The sequence below is a fragment of the Bacteroides sp. QWL-09 genome (assembly GCF_058683585.1).
On sequence record NZ_CM178748.1, the window covers coordinates 2,280,792 to 2,296,480 of the forward strand.

The following is a 15,689-nucleotide window of genomic DNA, read 5'->3' on the forward strand; positions in this document are numbered from 1 at the left end:
AGATCAGAAAAACTATAAAAAAAAAGCTATAAAAGAAGGACTCTACAAGAAAGACCGGACAAGAAGAGAGACTGTCAGTTAATAAACCATCACAAAAACAGATCATTCTACTGGGAAACAAACAATTATCCTGTTCATAACTTTGTCGATAACTCGAATCTATGGTTAATAACCTCTATTCCATCTGTTAATAATAGAAACAACCTTGTCAATAACAGACACACACTTGTTAACAACAGAAACAACCCTGTTAATAACTCGCGGTTCGCTTCCGATGAAGAACCGATAATTCACTCCATGAAAAGTTTATCGGCCAGTCCAATTGGGAGTCTATAAACAGCTCTAACGTAAAGTTTGAACACGTTCTAATTAAAAATCTGTAGATAAATTAAAAATAGTAAAAACCCCCTTTAGGGATAAACTTTATAATCGCACCAGATGTTACATTAGTGTAACATTTAAAAACGATACGACTATGGAAAGGCATTTAATTCACAGCAACGAGCTGCATCTCATCAACAGCAAAAAGATTCATCAAGCAGTAGGTCAATTAGTTGAATCGCTTGGTCTTGCAGCAGGATCGACGGAAGACTTTGACATTTACCGGGTTGTTGAAACTTATTTCACCGATTTATCGAAACGGGAAGAGATAAACGAATTGCTGAGAATTAAAGATTGAAATTGTGGGTTTTCAACAGGAGAAGCGTGAGACTATTGTTCCAAGACAATAACCTCACGCTTTTATGTTATACAAATCCGTTTCGTTAGTAACCCGTATGAAGGCAACGATCAGTTACCTTTATGGATCGTCATTTGCGGGAATGGGAAGTTGATGCCTTGCTTATTGAAAGTCTCATAGATCTGTTTGTTGATCTCAAAATAAACACCCCAATAGTCTTCGGTCTTCACCCAAGCTCTAACCACCACATTTACACTGCTGGCATCTAAGGCATGAAGGGCGATGAAAGGTTCCGGATCGGTCAAAAATCGCTTGTCTTGATCGAGAATGGATTTAATCACGCGCTCTACTTTCTCATAGTCTTCACCGTAATCGACTCCGATGATCCATTCCACGCGTCTGTTCTGTTGGTGACTGTAGTTGGTGATCACGCTGCTACTCAATGATCCATTAGGGATATAGATGAGTTTGTTATCGGCTGTCGTCAGAATGGTATGAAAGATCTGAATTTCTTTTACGGTGCCCGATACGCCTTGGTTCTCAACCCAGTCGCCCACCTTAAACGGTTTGAACAACAAGATGATCAATCCTCCGGCAAAGTTCTGAAGGTTGCCCGACAAGGCCATACCAACAGCCAAACCGGCAGAGGCTAAAAGAGCGGCAAACGAGGTGGTATCGATACCGAGCTGACCGACAACCGCCACAATCAGAAGGACAGTAAGTAGGATGTTGACCAGACTTCTGACGAAGGTTTTAATGCTGACATCGACATTCCGCTTATCGAGCAGACGGCCAACTAACCGGTTGAGCATCGATACGGCAAAGCGTCCTACGATGAAGATCAGAGCGGCCGCAATGATCCGTCCTCCGGCGGCAATACCCCAGTTGATAAACTGATCGGTCAACTGTGATAACTTATCTATAGCATCGGGAGCGGCCACCTTACCTGTTAATAACTTATCGGCAATCGCTTCGGTTTTACCCAACACCTGGCCGGAAAATAAGAGTTCGACAAAATTTAAAAAAATCATAGTTCAATCGGTTTAAATGAATAAGCAAATATAAAAAGTTCTAATCTGTTAGAACAATTAATAGGTTCTTTTTTGTTTAGTAAGTGATTAGTTTTTTGTTTAATCACGGCGAATGTCATACATTTGCCACGAAAATCATTTGATGGGGTGCCTTAACATGACGGGCTGAGAACATACCCTTAAAATCTGAACCGGGTAATGCCGGCGTAGAGACTAAAATTAAGCCATATGAAAAAAAATTTAGTTCTTGTTGCAGCTCTGCTGACAGCAAACATGGTTGTCTGTGCACAAAACGTGAGCTCAGACAGTTTGAAAGTGATTCATCTTCAAGAGGTCGAGGTGGTCTCGACTCGTGCCACGGCTAAGACACCGGTGGCTTTTACCAATGTCAAAAAAGAACAAATCGGCAAACAGAATTTCGGACAGGACTTACCGTTCTTGCTGTCGCTCACTCCTTCGGTGATCACAACATCTGATGCCGGAGCCGGAGTCGGTTATACTAGTATCCGCGTGCGGGGTACTGATCCGTCACGCATCAATGTGACGACCAACGGCATTCCGATGAATGACGCTGAGAGTCACGCCATCTATTGGGTGAACACACCCGACTTTGCTTCGTCGCTCGAGGATTTACAGATCCAACGGGGAGCGGGAACATCGACCAATGGTTCGGGTGCCTTCGGAGGAAGTATCAATATGCGCACGCAGGGCATTCCGGCACGGGCATATTCGGAAGTATCGGGATCGTACGGATCGTTCAACACGCATAAGGAGACTGTGAAGGTCGGCACAGGATTGATCAATAAGTTTTGGGCGTTCGATGCGCGCTTGTCGAACATCGAGAGCGATGGTTACCGCGACCGGGCCTCATCGGACTTGAAGTCGTACTTCGTTCAGGGTGGCTTCTTCGGTGAGAAGGCAACGGTGAAGTTGATCACCTTTGGCGGTAAGGAGAAGACTTATCACGCTTGGGACGGGATCAGCAAGACCGATCTGAAGGAGAACCGAACCTATAACCCAAATGGGGTGATCAAAGAGGGTAAGAATAAGATTGGGTTCTACGATGATCAGCTCGACAATTACCGTCAGACGCACTATCAGTTACTCTTCAACTATCTCTTTTCGAAGGCTTGGTCGATGAATGCGGGAATTCACTACACGAATGGATTTGGATTCTACGAGGAGTATAAGAACGAACGGACATTGAAGGAATATGGCTTAAAGCCGTTCTACTTGCCGGGTAATGACACTCCGCAAGAAAAGACGAACTTGGTACGCCGCAAGAATGTGGGTAGCGACTTCTATGGTGGGGTGTTTGCGTTGAATTATAAGACCGAGCGTTGGGATGCTGCTTTCGGAGGAGCCCTCAACCGTTATACCAGCGATCATTATGGTCGGGTGATCTGGGTGAAGAACTATACGGAGATGTTAGATCCGAAGCACGAGTATTACCGCAATGAGGGAGAAAAGACCGATGGTAACCTTTACCTTAAAGCAAACTATGAGTTGACGAAGGGGTTGAATGCGTATGCCGATCTGCAATACCGACACATTCATTATACGATCGACGGACGAAATGATAATTGGGACTGGACGGCAACACCGGGACAGATGCAAAAGTTGGATATTCACCAGACATTCAACTTCTTCAATCCTAAAGCAGGATTGTTCTGGACCATTGATCCGCACCATAGTGTTTATGGTTCGTTTGCGGTGGCACAAAAGGAACCGACACGCAACAATTATACCGACGGACTTTTTACGAAATATCCGAAGTCGGAGAAGTTGTACGACTATGAGTTGGGTTATACCTTCCGCAGCTCGCGTTTCACTGCCGGCGTGAACGTCTATTATATGAATTATAAAGATCAGTTGGTGCTTAACGGAAAGTTGAACGATATCGGCGAACCCATGGCCGAGAATGTGGCGAAGAGCTACCGCAAGGGTATCGAGATGATGATGGGAGTTCAGCTGACGGACTGGTTACGTTGGGACGTGAATGCCACTTGGAGCGAAAACCGAATCAAAGATTATGTGGGGTACCTAAATGATTATGATGCCAACAAAGATGAAGATGCAGAACTGTGGTCGCAGACGGCAATCGACAAGGGGAATACAACCATTGCGTTCTCTCCGTCGTTCACCGGAAACAGCATCATGACGTTTAAACATCGGGGATTGGAAGCAACGTTCCAATCGCAGTATGTCGGCCGCCAATATCTCGACAACTTTGAGATGAAGGAGAGCTCGCTTGATGCTTATTTTGTGAATCACCTGAATATCGCTTATACGTTTAAGGCGCCTTACACGAAGGGCATCACTGCCGGAATCTCGATCTACAATCTGTTCAACGAGAAATACGAGACCAACGGATACTCACAGACGGGGGCTCTTTATACCAACGGGGACAAGAACAATAAACCGGTCTTGGCACAAGATCCTCGTTTCTACCCAATGGCGGGAACGAACGTGTTAGCTCACCTCACTGTACGTTTCTAACTTTAGTCTTCGTATGAATTATTTGGAAATTATCGGGACGATCGTCGGGCTGGTTTATTTCTGGCTCGAATATCGGGCCCATATCTATCTTTGGATAGCAGGTATCATTATGCCTGCTATCTATATCTTTGTCTACTATAAGGCAGGACTCTATGCCGACTTTGGCATTAATATCTATTACTTGTTGGCTGCAGTCTATGGTTGGGCGGTCTGGATGAGAGGAGCTCGCAACGGTACCTCTGCACAGAAGAAGGAGTTACCCATCACGTCGACACCGATGAAACGTTACCTTCCGCTGACCATCGTATTCATGGTGGCTTTTATCGCCATCGGCTATCTCTTGGTGCGCTTCACCGACAGCAATGTACCGTGGTGGGATAGTTTCACGACGGCTCTGAGCATTGTCGGCATGTGGATGTTGGCGCGTAAGTATGTCGAGCAGTGGATCGCCTGGATCTTGGTCGATGCCGTGAGTTGCGGACTTTACGTGTATAAAGAGCTCTATTTTACGGCGGTTCTTTACGGACTTTACGCCGTTATCGCTATCTTTGGCTACTGGAAATGGAAACAATTGATGAAGATTGATGATGACACCAAACGATACGCCTGATGCTGTGGTACTTGCCAATGGTGAATACCCTGTTCACCCCCTCCCCTTGCGTTTGCTTCGGGAGGCTAGTCCTGTGGTTTGTTGCGACGGAGCAGCGAACGACTATCTCCTTCATGGGGGAACGCCTCATCTGATTATCGGCGACGGGGACTCTCTTTCTCCCGCGAACAAGGAAGCGTATGCTCATCTGGTCTATCCGGTTTCCGATCAGGAGACGAACGATCAGACCAAAGCGATCCGTTATCTGGCGGAGCGGGGCTATCGTCGCATTGCCATCCTTGGGGCAACGGGCAAACGGGAGGATCATACGCTAGGCAACATCAGTCTGCTGATGGATTATTTGAAAGAGGGCATTGAGGTGTGTATGGTGACCGACTATGGGGTGTTCTTACCGATTAAAGATACTCACACGTTTGTGACGCAACCGGGACAGCAGTTCTCGATCATCAATTTCGGGGCAACCGGTCTCAGAGGAGAAGGGTTGGTTTATCCGCTAAGCGACTTCACCAACTGGTGGCAAGGAACGCTCAATGAGGCGAGTGGTACGGAGGTGACCATTCACGCATCGGGTTATTACCTCGTCTTTATCTGTCACCCGAAACAAGGGTAACCTTACTCAAAAAAACAAGCGGGAGAACTCATCGTTCTGCTCCAAATTGTTTGCTTAATACACCATGGAAGCAGAGGTCGACAAGCCGTCCCGCCGTCACATCACACTATGTTTCTTTCCCGAAAAGTGTTCGGGCTATAATCTATTTAAATAACGTTTAAAGTCGTCGAATGTCACACTCATCGGGCAACTTTTCTTTTCTCCTTTCATAAATTCTTGCAATTTCTCCGGAATCTCGACCGACGAACCGATCAACTGTTCCACGGTCTCGAGGAACTTAGCCGGATGAGCGGTCTCTAAGAAGACACCGGTCTCTCCATCTTGCAACCTCTCTTGAAGCGCACGATAGCCACAAGCCCCATGCGGATCGAGCAGGTAATGCGACTCTTCCCACGTGTGGCGTACCGTCTCACCAATCTGTTGGTCGGTATAGGTCGCCCCGGTGATCTCAGCCGCAATCGCGTCGTGCGACTGATCGTACAGATCGAGGATACGTGCAAAGTTACTCGGATCGCCCACATCCATAGCATTGGCAATGGTCGCTACCGAAGGACGAGGTTGATAATCGCCTGTCTGTAGATAATGGTAGAAGACGTCGTTACGGTTGTTCGCCGCCACAAAACGCTTAATCGGCAAGCCCATCCGCTTCGCGAAGAGTCCCGCCGTCAGGTTACCAAAGTTACCACTCGGCACACAAACCACCATCTGTTGTTCTTTACCCAACCGTTTCAATGCGGCATAAGCGGCAAAATAGTAAAACGACTGAGGCAAGAAACGAGCCACATTGATCGAATTGGCCGAAGTCAGGAAGAGTTTCTCGTTCAACTCACGATCCATAAACGCGGCTTTAACCAACGCCTGGCAGTCGTCGAACGTACCATCCACCTCCAGAGCCGTGATGTTCTGTCCAAGTGTGGTGAACTGTTTCTCCTGAATCTCACTCACCTTACCTTTAGGGTAAAGCACATGCACTTGTATGCCGTCGACCCCTAAAAATCCATTGGCTACGGCACTACCGGTATCGCCCGAAGTCGCCACCAAGACTTGTACCTCTTTCTGTCCCTCAGCTTGAATAAAGTGACCGAGCAGGCGAGCCATGAACCGTCCTCCCACATCTTTAAAGGCTAGAGTCGGCCCGTGAAACAATTCTAAAGCATAGATCCCATCGGAAACTTCTTGAAGCGGTACGTCGAAGTTCAACGTCTCTTCAACAATGCGTTGCAGCGTCGGAGCCGGCACATCTTTGCCAAAGAACGCATCCGCCACGCGATAAGCGATCTCCGGGAAAGACAACTGATCGATCGTCTCAAAAAACTCTTTCGGTAAAGCCGGGATCTCTTCAGGCATAAACAACCCTCTATCAGCGGCCAATCCTTTAACAACGGCCTCACGAAGAGAAACCGTGGGAACCTGTCGGTTCGTGCTGTAATATTTCATCATCTTAACCTTTAAATCGTTCTAAACCTTCATAAATGCTTCAATAAACTGATCCTCTTTGAGGAGTCCGTAGGCTCCGTCGACCGCCGCAGCCTCGTCGAACGTCTGCACCGTATCGGCTTCAATGCCGGGATACCAGATCACAAACGGCACCGGCTCGTCGGTATGCGTGCGCAAGCGGCACGGTGTGGGGTGATCGGGAAGAACGGCAATCGCCACGGGCTCGTCCCATGTTTTCACCGTGTTGTAGATCGGTCCCACCACTCTCCGGTCGAGGTTCTCAATGGTCAGTCGTTTCAAATCGACATCTCCTTCATGGCCGGCCTCATCGCTAGCCTCAATATGCAGATAAACAAAGTCGTCGGTGCTCAGTGCTTCTAAGGCTGCCTCCACCTTGTTTTCATAATTCGTATCGTATAACCCGGTAGCCCCGTCGACCGTGATGCGACGGAGTCCCGCATAAGTTCCAATCCCGTTGATCAGGTCGACTGCCGAGATCACTGCTCCGCGACGGATCTGTGGAAAACGTTCCGAGAGACGCGGCATCTGTGGACGGTAACCCGGACTCCACGGCCAGATGCTGTTCGCCGGGTCTTTCCCTTCTGCACGCCGTTTCTCATTGATGGGATGAGTATTCAGCAAAACCTGCGATTGGAGAATGAGACGGTTGATCTCATCGGCTGTAGCCTGTGCCTCCTCAACCTGAGGTTTCACGAGTAGCGGTGCAAAAGGATGCAACGGCACATCGTGCGGCGGTGTACAGTCCAACCGCTTATCTCCACCCTTGATCACCAACAGGTGACGGTATTGCACGCCCGTATGAAAACGCACGCGATCGTCGCCTAACTCTGCCTGCAAGAACCGAATCAGTTCGTCGGCCTCCTCAGTAGAGATGTGTCCGGCAGAATGGTTCTTGAGCAGATCGCCCTCGATACAAACGAGGTTACAACGCATCGCCATCTCCCCCGGGAGAAGCTCGACACCGATACTCGCCGCCTCAAGCGGCCCGCGCCCTTCGTAGACCGTCGGCAGATCATAGCCTAACACCGACATATTGGCCACTTCACTCCCGGGATGAAATCCGGGAGCCACTGTTTTCAACTGTCCGTTACGCCCTTCACGAGCTAACAAATCCAGATAAGGGGTTGGGGTGTCTTGCAGAAGCGTGCGGTTGCCCAGCTCTTCCATTGGCCAATCGGCCATACCATCACCCAAGATAATCAGATGTTTCATAAGCTTATACGTTTGCCACCCGCATGATGTCGGCAAACACACCGGCCGCTGTCACACTGGCACCGGCACCATAGCCTTGAATCATCATGGGATATTCTTTATAGCGTTCTGTAGTCAACAGAATGATGTTATTGCTTCCTTCCAAGCCGTAGAACGGATGATTGTCCTCCACTTCTTGTAACCCCACGGAGGCACGGCCTTGCTCCAGCTTAGCCACAAAGCGCCACCGTTTGTGTTCCGACTCTAGGACTTGACGACACGCCTCAAACGACGCATCCAACTCCGGCAATTTCTGCCAGAAATCGTCCAGCGAACCGGTGAAATAGTGCTCCGGCACAAACAGCTGACGTTTTACATCTTCTTGATTCAGCGGATAACCGGCCTCACGAGCCAAGATCACCAGCTTACGAATCACATCCTTGCCGCTCAAGTCGATCCGAGGATCCGGTTCTGAATATCCTTCTTCTTGCGCCATCCTGATGGCACGGCTTAAAGGAATATCGGCACTGATCGTATTGAAGATATAGTTCAGCGTACCCGATAAGACGGCCTCGATCTTTAAGATCTTATCCCCACTATGATTGAGGTCGTTCATGGTATTAATGATGGGAAGTCCTGCTCCAACATTGGTCTCGAACAAGAACTTCACGCCACGATAGCGGGCAATGGTCTTCAGCTCACGATAGTTTTCATAAGGTGAAGAGGCAGCAATCTTATTGGCGGCTACCACAGCAATATTATGTTCGAGGAAATCTTTATAGAGCGATGCAATATCGGCACTTGCGGTACAGTCGACAAACACGGAGTTGAAGATGTTCATACCGACAATCTCGTCACGGGCAATCTGTAGATTGCTCTCCATCCCCTCTTCGTTCAACAAACGACGGAAGTCGGACAGGTCGATGCCATGGCGGTCGAAAAGAGCTTTCTTGGTGGCAATAATACCCACCACTCGAAGTTTCAACCCGTTCTCGTTCATCAACTTTTCTTGTTGACAACGGATCTGTTCGATGAGGCTACCTCCCACAGTACCCACACCACAAATAAAGAGGTTAACGACCTGATACTCGGAAAGGAAAAAAGAGTCATGAATGACGTTCAGAGATTTACGAAGCAACTTCGCATCGACCACAAACGAGATGTTCGTTTCCGAAGCACCTTGTGCACAAGCAATCACATTGATGCCGTTACGTCCCAAGGTTCCAAACAGTTTACCGGCAATGCCCGGCGTATGTTTCATATTCTCGCCCACTACAGCGATCGTTGCCAAATCTCTCTCGGCATGGATGGGTGAGATCTCTCCCATCTTAATCTCTTTCGCAAACTCTTCGTTAAGCACCTCAGAAGCCAGATCGGCATCGGCATTACGTACACCAATAGACGTACTGTTTTCTGATGAAGCTTGGGAAACGAGGAAGACACTAATGCCTCCTTTAGCCAACGCTTTAAAGATGCGGTAATTCACGCCGATGACGCCAACCATGCCTAAGCCCTGAACGGTGATCAAGCTCGTGTCGTTGATCGACGAGATTCCCTTGATGGCTTTACCTTCGGGATTGGTGACTTGCTGCTGGATGATCGTTCCCGGAGCCTCCGGATTGAACGTGTTCTTCACACAAATCGGAATATTCTTGTGACAAACCGGATAGATGGTTGGTGGATAAACCACCTTAGCTCCAAAGTTACAAAGCTCCGTAGCCTCAACATAGCTCAACTCCTTAATGGTATAAGCCGTCGAGATCACACGTGGATCGGCTGTCATGAAACCATCCACATCGGTCCAGATCTCTAACCGTTCGGCATCTAGTGCCGCAGCCAAAATCGCCGCGGTATAGTCCGATCCTCCGCGACCAAGGTTAGTCACATCGCCCGTAGTCTTGTCAGAGGCAATAAAGCCCGGAACAACAGCCACTTGAGGCAGTACGGCAAAGGTCGACTTCACCAGACGATCGGTCAGGTCGGCATCGAGGATATGTTTGGAATGTTTCTTCTCAGTCTTTATAAATGAACGGGAATCGTACCAAGCTGCGCCATCGATCAGTTCGGTCACGATAATGGAAGATAAACGCTCACCATAGCTCACAATAGTGTCGGACGTCTTCGGCGACAGATCCTTGATCAGATAGATCCCTTGAAAAATATCTTTCAACTCACTTAAGAGTTCATGGACTTCACACTTCAACTGACGTTGGCTTTCCCCGGCAGGAATCACCGCGGCAATCATCTCCATATGACGGCTCACAATATCACGAAATTCACTCTCGTAAGCGGCATCACCCATGGCAGCCATCTTCGACGTGTTCAATAATCGATCAGTTATTCCTCCCAAAGCGGATACCACCACAATGACAGGTTCTACTACAGACTCTACAATTCTCTTTACACTTAAAATGCTTTTCGCAGAACCAACAGATGTTCCGCCGAATTTTAAAACCTTCATGTAAATATATTTTTTCCTGAGCCCTATTAGAATGCTAAATAGGACTAAAGGTTAAACTTGCAATAAATTAAAACTGAAAAATTAATGCCTATTTCTATAGGCGTGATTCACGTAGAAACACAATAGTTATTCTCCTCAACCCCTAAGGGTCATGGTGCACATGGATGTGACTGTATGAGGATAAAACTTCATCATGTATACTGTTTCGTCTTTTTGTTTTGATAAGTGTTGCAAAAATAAGAATAAATTCATTCAATCTATCACTTTTTCATTCTTTTTTCTGATAAAAAGTATTTTTATTTTTCATCCCTCAAAAAAATGCACTTCATTTTTCTGACATTTTGTTATTAAAAAATGCAAACTATCACTATATTTGCGACAAACAAACCGTTAAAATCAAGAAATGAATCCCAATAATACTTCCATATTGTTAATCTACACCGGCGGAACAATCGGTATGATTGAAAACTCTGAAACCGGGGCATTAGAGAACTTCAACTTCGAACAGTTGCAAAAACACATGCCCGAACTTCAGAAATTTAAGTTCCCCATAGAGACTTATCAGTTTGATCCACCGATGGATTCATCAGATATGGAGCCTGAGATTTGGGGAAAACTCACCCGTATTATTTATGAGAATTACGATAAACATTTCGGGTTTGTGATCTTACATGGCACAGATACGATGGCCTATACCGCCTCGGCTTTAAGCTTCATGCTCGAAGGGCTGAACAAGCCGGTCATCTTAACCGGATCGCAACTTCCTATTGGTGTATTACGCACCGATGGAAAAGAAAATCTGATGACCAGCATTGAAATTGCAGCCTCAAGAGACCATCATAATCGTCCGATCGTTCCTGAAGTTTGTATCTTTTTCGAAAATCATCTGATGAGAGGAAACCGGACGACTAAAATGAATGCCGAGAATTTCAATGCCTTCCAATCGTTCAACTATCCTGTTTTGGCAGAGGCGGGCATACACATCAAGTTCAACAATGTACAGATTCAACCCAACGGAATCAAACGGTCGTTGAAACCTCATTATCTATTGGATACGAATGTGGCTATTCTTAAGCTCTTTCCGGGTATCCAAGAGAACGTCGTTACGTCTATCTTAAATATTGAAGGACTCAAAGGACTCGTTTTCGAAACTTACGGATCGGGTAACGCCCCACGCAAGGAATGGTTTATCCGCCGATTATGCGAAGCAAGTGCGCGAGGCATCGTCATTGTCAACGTGACTCAATGCAATGCCGGCACTGTAGAGATGGAACGGTACGAGACGGGATACCAACTCTTACAAGCGGGGGTCGTGAGTGGTTACGACAGCACCACCGAATCGGCCGTCACCAAACTCATGTTCCTTTTTGGACACGGGTACACCCCTTATGAGGTGCGGGAACGCATGAATCGTCCGATAGCCGGAGAAATAACCGTATAACGCTCAATACATTATTATAGAGCAGGGAGTATCAGATTCTGATAAATTATCCCTATTTTTGTAGCCTGCAATCACTAAAGAAGGGATAATGGCTAAAGAAAAAACCGTATATATCTGTAGTAACTGCGGACAAGATTCACCGAAATGGGTGGGTAAATGTCCGTCGTGCGGTGAGTGGAACACGTATGTCGAAGAGATCGTACGGAAAGAGTCGCCCGCCCACCGAACCATCACCGGATTGGATCACAGCAAACCCAAGCCTCAGCCTCTGAATGAGATCAAGGCCGATGAAGAGACTCGCATCGACATGCACGATGAAGAGTTGAACCGGGTATTGGGTGGCGGATTGGTACCGGGATCGCTCGTGCTGATCGGCGGTGAACCGGGTATCGGCAAATCGACTTTAGTGATGCAAACGGTACTTCGTATGAATGAGAAGCGGGTGCTCTATATCTCCGGTGAGGAGAGCGCGCGACAACTTAAGTTGCGTGCCGATCGTCTCAGTCCGTTGTCGAGCGACTGCCTCATCGTTTGTGAGACGTCACTCGAACAGATTTTTGTCCACATCAAAAATACAACGCCCGATCTGGTGATCATCGACTCCATACAGACCATCTATACCGAGAACATTGAATCTTCACCGGGAAGCGTGGCACAGGTGCGCGAGTGCGCAGCTCTCATCTTGCGTTTTGCCAAAGAGACGCATACCCCGGTATTACTCATCGGGCATATCAATAAAGAAGGAAGCATCGCGGGACCGAAAATACTCGAACACATTGTCGACACCGTATTACAGTTCGAAGGCGATCAACATTATATGTATCGTATTCTCAGAAGCATCAAAAATCGTTTTGGCAGCACAGCCGAATTGGGGATCTACGAAATGCGACAAGACGGGTTACGACAAGTTAGCAACCCTTCCGAACTCCTGCTCAGCCAAGAACATGAAGGCATGAGTGGTGTAGCCATCGCTTCAGCCATAGAAGGGGCACGTCCTTTTCTCATCGAGACGCAAGCTTTAGTCAGCAGTGCCGTATATGGTAATCCGCAACGCTCGGCCACCGGGTTCGACATCCGACGAATGAACATGCTATTGGCTGTGCTCGAGAAACGTGTCGGCTTCAAACTGGCTCAGAAAGATGTCTTCCTCAACATTGCCGGAGGACTCAAGGTGAACGATCCCGCAATCGACTTGGCGGTCATCAGCGCTATCCTATCATCGAACATGGATGCCGCTATCGAACCTCAAGTGTGCGTGACCGGAGAGATCGGACTTTCGGGCGAGATCCGTCCCGTCAGCCGTATTGAGCAACGCATCAGTGAAGCAGAAAAGCTAGGCTTTAAACGTTTTCTTATTCCACGGTATAACCTACAAGGTATCAACCGCAGTAAAATCAATATTGAGCTTCTCCCTGTGCGAAAGGTTGAAGAGGCTTTCAGAATCTTATTTGGATAGATCAGTATATGACACAAGAATATCAACTCAGAGTATTACCTGAAATAGCAGCCGACGAGTGGCAATTAAAAGAGTTTCTCAAGACAGAAAAAGGAGTGAACACGAAAGAAATCACCTCGATTCGAGTTTTGAAACGGAGCGTCGACGCTCGGCAACGAACCATCTTCATCAATCTGAAGGTCAGAGTCTATCTCAACGAGATGCCGCAAGACGACGAGTATGAAACCACGACCTATAAAAACGTGGAGGGTCGACCTCAAGTCATCGTTGTCGGTGCCGGCCCCGGTGGGTTGTTTGCGGCCTTGCGGCTGATAGAACTCGGATTGAAGCCGGTGATTGTAGAACGCGGTAAGAATGTACGAGATCGAAAAAAAGATTTGGCACAGATCAGCCGCGACCATCAAGTAAACCCGGAATCGAATTATAGCTTCGGAGAAGGAGGTGCCGGAGCTTACTCTGACGGAAAACTTTATACCCGAAGTAAGAAACGAGGCAACATTACCAAGATCTTAAATGTGTTCTGTCAGCATGGAGCCTCAACCTCAATCCTGACAGATGCTCATCCACATATTGGCACGGACAAGCTGCCACGGGTCATCGAAAATATGCGCAATACCATTATCGAGTGTGGAGGAGAAGTTCATTTCGAAACTCGAATGGATGCTTTGATCGTGGAGCAAAACCAGGTGAAAGGTGTAGAGACGAATACCGGAAAAGTCTTCTTGGGACCGGTCATCTTAGCCACCGGACATTCGGCGCGGGATGTCTACCGCTGGCTAGCCGCTCACCAAATCGAAATCGAATCTAAAGGTCTTGCAGTTGGTGTTCGTCTGGAACATCCGGCGGAATTGATCGATCAACTACAATATCACAGAAAAGAAGGACGCGGGAAATATCTTCCGGCAGCCGAATATAGCTTTGTCACCCAAGTGGAAGGACGAGGCGTTTATAGTTTTTGTATGTGTCCGGGTGGCTTTATCGTCCCCGCCGCAAGTGGTCCGGAGCAAATCGTCGTGAATGGCATGTCGCCTTCAAACCGTGGGTCGCGTTGGAGCAATTCGGGGATGGTGGTCGAGCTACAACCGGAAGATCTAGCCACAGGGATGGTCTACTCTGACGAACGAAAAGCTGAACAAGCTCAGTATCCGATGCTCAACATGCTCCATTTTCAAGAAGAGCTAGAACGTCAATGCTGGTTGCAAGGTGGAATGAAGCAAACTGCTCCTGCGCAGCGTATGAGCGATTTTACAAAGAAAAAGCTCAGTTACGATCTTCCCGAATCGTCATATAGTCCCGGACTGATTTCTTCACCCCTACACTTCTGGATGCCCGATTTCGTGAGTCAGCGACTCAGCTTGGGACTTCAACAGTTTGGTAAGAGCAGCCATGGCTTCTTGACCAATGAAGCAGTTATGATCGGCGTAGAAACACGAACCTCCTCTCCAATCAGAATCGTACGAGACAAAGAGACCTTAGAGCACATCCAGGTCAGTGGATTATTTCCTTGCGGTGAAGGAGCCGGATATGCCGGTGGCATTGTCTCAGCCGGAGTCGATGGAGAACGGTGTGCAGAAGCCGTATCTCGTTATTTGAATTCTTAACCACAAATTTTCGTTAGCATGAATAAACCTGAGATTGCCATTATTGAAGCCAACACCCTTACCGCGATCGGTCTCCAGACCATTCTGGAGAAGATCATCCCCATGGCAACGATCCGAACGTTTCAGAGCTTCAGTGGACTGATCGACGATACACCGGATATGTATGCCCATTATTTCGTTTCGGCACAAATCTATGTTGAGCACAACACCTTCTTCTCGGAGCGAAAACGCAAAACAATTGTGTTGGGAAGCGACAGTCCACAGTTTAACTTATCGGGAATACCGATTCTGAATGCGTACGAAAAAGAGAAAGATCTGATCAAACAGATTTTAATGTTACATCAACACGGACACCAACACGGACATTCCAAAGGGCATCCGGGCCATCTGTCGATGGAGCGAGGAATGTCCCATCAAGAGCTACTCTCCAACAGAGAAATAGAAGTTTTGGTACTCGTCACCAAGGGTCTGATCAATAAAGAAATAGCCGACAAACTCAACATTAGTTTAACAACGGTCATTACCCATCGTAAGAATATCACCGAAAAACTCGGTATCAAATCGGTCTCGGCCCTGACCATTTATGCCGTGATGAACGGCTACGTCGAAGCCGACAGAATATAACGACGAAATATCCTCAGAAATGAGGATT

General features: G+C 47.5%; 12 protein-coding genes and 1 riboswitch. Of the genes, 8 read left to right on the forward strand and 4 right to left on the reverse strand.

Translation table 11 applies throughout. From position 1 onward, the window contains the following. The first annotated feature begins 475 nt into the window (after window positions 1-475). Window positions 476-679: a hypothetical protein gene (locus AC4PG5_RS08965; RefSeq protein WP_492028589.1), complete on the forward strand. Its 204-nt coding sequence runs from the start codon at window positions 476-478 to the stop codon at window positions 677-679. 110 nt (window positions 680-789) lie between these two features. Here the strand turns inward: AC4PG5_RS08965 and AC4PG5_RS08970 are convergent, their stop codons facing one another. Then, a complete protein-coding gene (locus AC4PG5_RS08970; protein WP_492028590.1) occupies window positions 790-1,710 on the reverse strand; it encodes a mechanosensitive ion channel family protein in 921 nt (306 codons plus the stop codon). Window positions 1,711-1,843: 133 nt separating this feature from the next. Beyond that, window positions 1,844-1,940: riboswitch (TPP riboswitch) on the forward strand. Between AC4PG5_RS08970 and AC4PG5_RS08975 the strand changes: the two genes are divergently transcribed. The 3 genes from AC4PG5_RS08975 to AC4PG5_RS08985 all read left to right on the forward strand — a co-directional run bounded on the left by AC4PG5_RS08975 (window position 1,939) and on the right by AC4PG5_RS08985 (window position 5,429). Next, entirely contained in the window at window positions 1,939-4,209 is a 2,271-nt protein-coding gene (locus AC4PG5_RS08975) for a TonB-dependent receptor (RefSeq protein WP_492028591.1), read from the forward strand. It overlaps the preceding riboswitch by 2 nt. A gap of 13 nt (window positions 4,210-4,222) precedes the next feature. Beyond that, the gene (pnuC, locus tag AC4PG5_RS08980; protein ID WP_492028592.1) at window positions 4,223-4,819 is read left to right on the forward strand and encodes a nicotinamide riboside transporter PnuC; all 597 of its coding nucleotides are present in this window, start codon (window positions 4,223-4,225) and stop codon (window positions 4,817-4,819) included. Beyond that, window positions 4,794-5,429, forward strand: a complete 636-nt coding sequence (locus AC4PG5_RS08985; RefSeq protein WP_492028593.1) for a thiamine diphosphokinase — start codon at window positions 4,794-4,796, stop codon at window positions 5,427-5,429. Before pnuC ends, AC4PG5_RS08985 begins: the two co-directional genes overlap by 26 nt. Window positions 5,430-5,564: 135 nt before the next feature. On the opposite strand, the gene thrC is transcribed toward AC4PG5_RS08985, so the two are convergent. The 3 genes from thrC to thrA are packed head-to-tail and all read right to left on the reverse strand — an operon-like array spanning window position 5,565 to window position 10,539. Then, a complete protein-coding gene (gene thrC / locus AC4PG5_RS08990; RefSeq protein WP_492030726.1) occupies window positions 5,565-6,866 on the reverse strand; it encodes a threonine synthase in 1,302 nt (433 codons plus the stop codon). Between the two features lie 21 nt (window positions 6,867-6,887). Further along, window positions 6,888-8,099: a cofactor-independent phosphoglycerate mutase gene (locus AC4PG5_RS08995; protein WP_492028594.1), complete on the reverse strand. Its 1,212-nt coding sequence runs from the start codon at window positions 8,097-8,099 to the stop codon at window positions 6,888-6,890. Window positions 8,100-8,103: 4 nt separating this feature from the next. Continuing rightward, a complete protein-coding gene (thrA, locus tag AC4PG5_RS09000; RefSeq protein WP_492028595.1) occupies window positions 8,104-10,539 on the reverse strand; it encodes a bifunctional aspartate kinase/homoserine dehydrogenase I in 2,436 nt (811 codons plus the stop codon). A 403-nt stretch (window positions 10,540-10,942) separates the two neighbouring features. Between thrA and AC4PG5_RS09005 the strand changes: the two genes are divergently transcribed. The 4 genes from AC4PG5_RS09005 to AC4PG5_RS09020 all read left to right on the forward strand — a co-directional run bounded on the left by AC4PG5_RS09005 (window position 10,943) and on the right by AC4PG5_RS09020 (window position 15,661). Beyond that, the gene (locus AC4PG5_RS09005; RefSeq protein WP_492028596.1) at window positions 10,943-11,980 is read left to right on the forward strand and encodes an asparaginase; all 1,038 of its coding nucleotides are present in this window, start codon (window positions 10,943-10,945) and stop codon (window positions 11,978-11,980) included. 88 nt (window positions 11,981-12,068) lie between these two features. Further along, the gene (gene radA, locus AC4PG5_RS09010; protein ID WP_492028597.1) at window positions 12,069-13,436 is read left to right on the forward strand and encodes a DNA repair protein RadA; all 1,368 of its coding nucleotides are present in this window, start codon (window positions 12,069-12,071) and stop codon (window positions 13,434-13,436) included. 8 nt (window positions 13,437-13,444) lie between these two features. Next, window positions 13,445-15,037: an NAD(P)/FAD-dependent oxidoreductase gene (locus AC4PG5_RS09015; protein ID WP_492028598.1), complete on the forward strand. Its 1,593-nt coding sequence runs from the start codon at window positions 13,445-13,447 to the stop codon at window positions 15,035-15,037. A gap of 18 nt (window positions 15,038-15,055) precedes the next feature. Beyond that, on the forward strand, window positions 15,056-15,661 hold the full coding sequence (locus AC4PG5_RS09020; protein ID WP_492028599.1) for a response regulator transcription factor: 606 nt from the start codon (window positions 15,056-15,058) through the stop codon (window positions 15,659-15,661). Window positions 15,662-15,689: the final 28 nt, after the last annotated feature.

Bases quoted from the DNA above. Each gene is read 5' to 3' on its own strand.
- AC4PG5_RS09005 (WP_492028596.1), top strand. From the start codon at position 10,943: ATGAATCCCAATAATACTTCCATATTGTTAATCTACACCGGCGGAACA.
- pnuC (WP_492028592.1), top strand. From the start codon at position 4,223: ATGAATTATTTGGAAATTATCGGGACGATCGTCGGGCTGGTTTATTTC.
- radA (WP_492028597.1), top strand. From the start codon at position 12,069: ATGGCTAAAGAAAAAACCGTATATATCTGTAGTAACTGCGGACAAGAT.
- AC4PG5_RS08970 (WP_492028590.1), bottom strand. From the start codon at position 1,710: ATGATTTTTTTAAATTTTGTCGAACTCTTATTTTCCGGCCAGGTGTTG.
- AC4PG5_RS08975 (WP_492028591.1), top strand. From the start codon at position 1,939: ATGAAAAAAAATTTAGTTCTTGTTGCAGCTCTGCTGACAGCAAACATG.
- AC4PG5_RS08965 (WP_492028589.1), top strand. From the start codon at position 476: ATGGAAAGGCATTTAATTCACAGCAACGAGCTGCATCTCATCAACAGC.
- AC4PG5_RS08995 (WP_492028594.1), bottom strand. From the start codon at position 8,099: ATGAAACATCTGATTATCTTGGGTGATGGTATGGCCGATTGGCCAATG.
- thrC (WP_492030726.1), bottom strand. From the start codon at position 6,866: ATGAAATATTACAGCACGAACCGACAGGTTCCCACGGTTTCTCTTCGT.
- AC4PG5_RS09020 (WP_492028599.1), top strand. From the start codon at position 15,056: ATGAATAAACCTGAGATTGCCATTATTGAAGCCAACACCCTTACCGCG.
- AC4PG5_RS09015 (WP_492028598.1), top strand. From the start codon at position 13,445: ATGACACAAGAATATCAACTCAGAGTATTACCTGAAATAGCAGCCGAC.
- thrA (WP_492028595.1), bottom strand. From the start codon at position 10,539: ATGAAGGTTTTAAAATTCGGCGGAACATCTGTTGGTTCTGCGAAAAGC.
- AC4PG5_RS08985 (WP_492028593.1), top strand. From the start codon at position 4,794: ATGATGACACCAAACGATACGCCTGATGCTGTGGTACTTGCCAATGGT.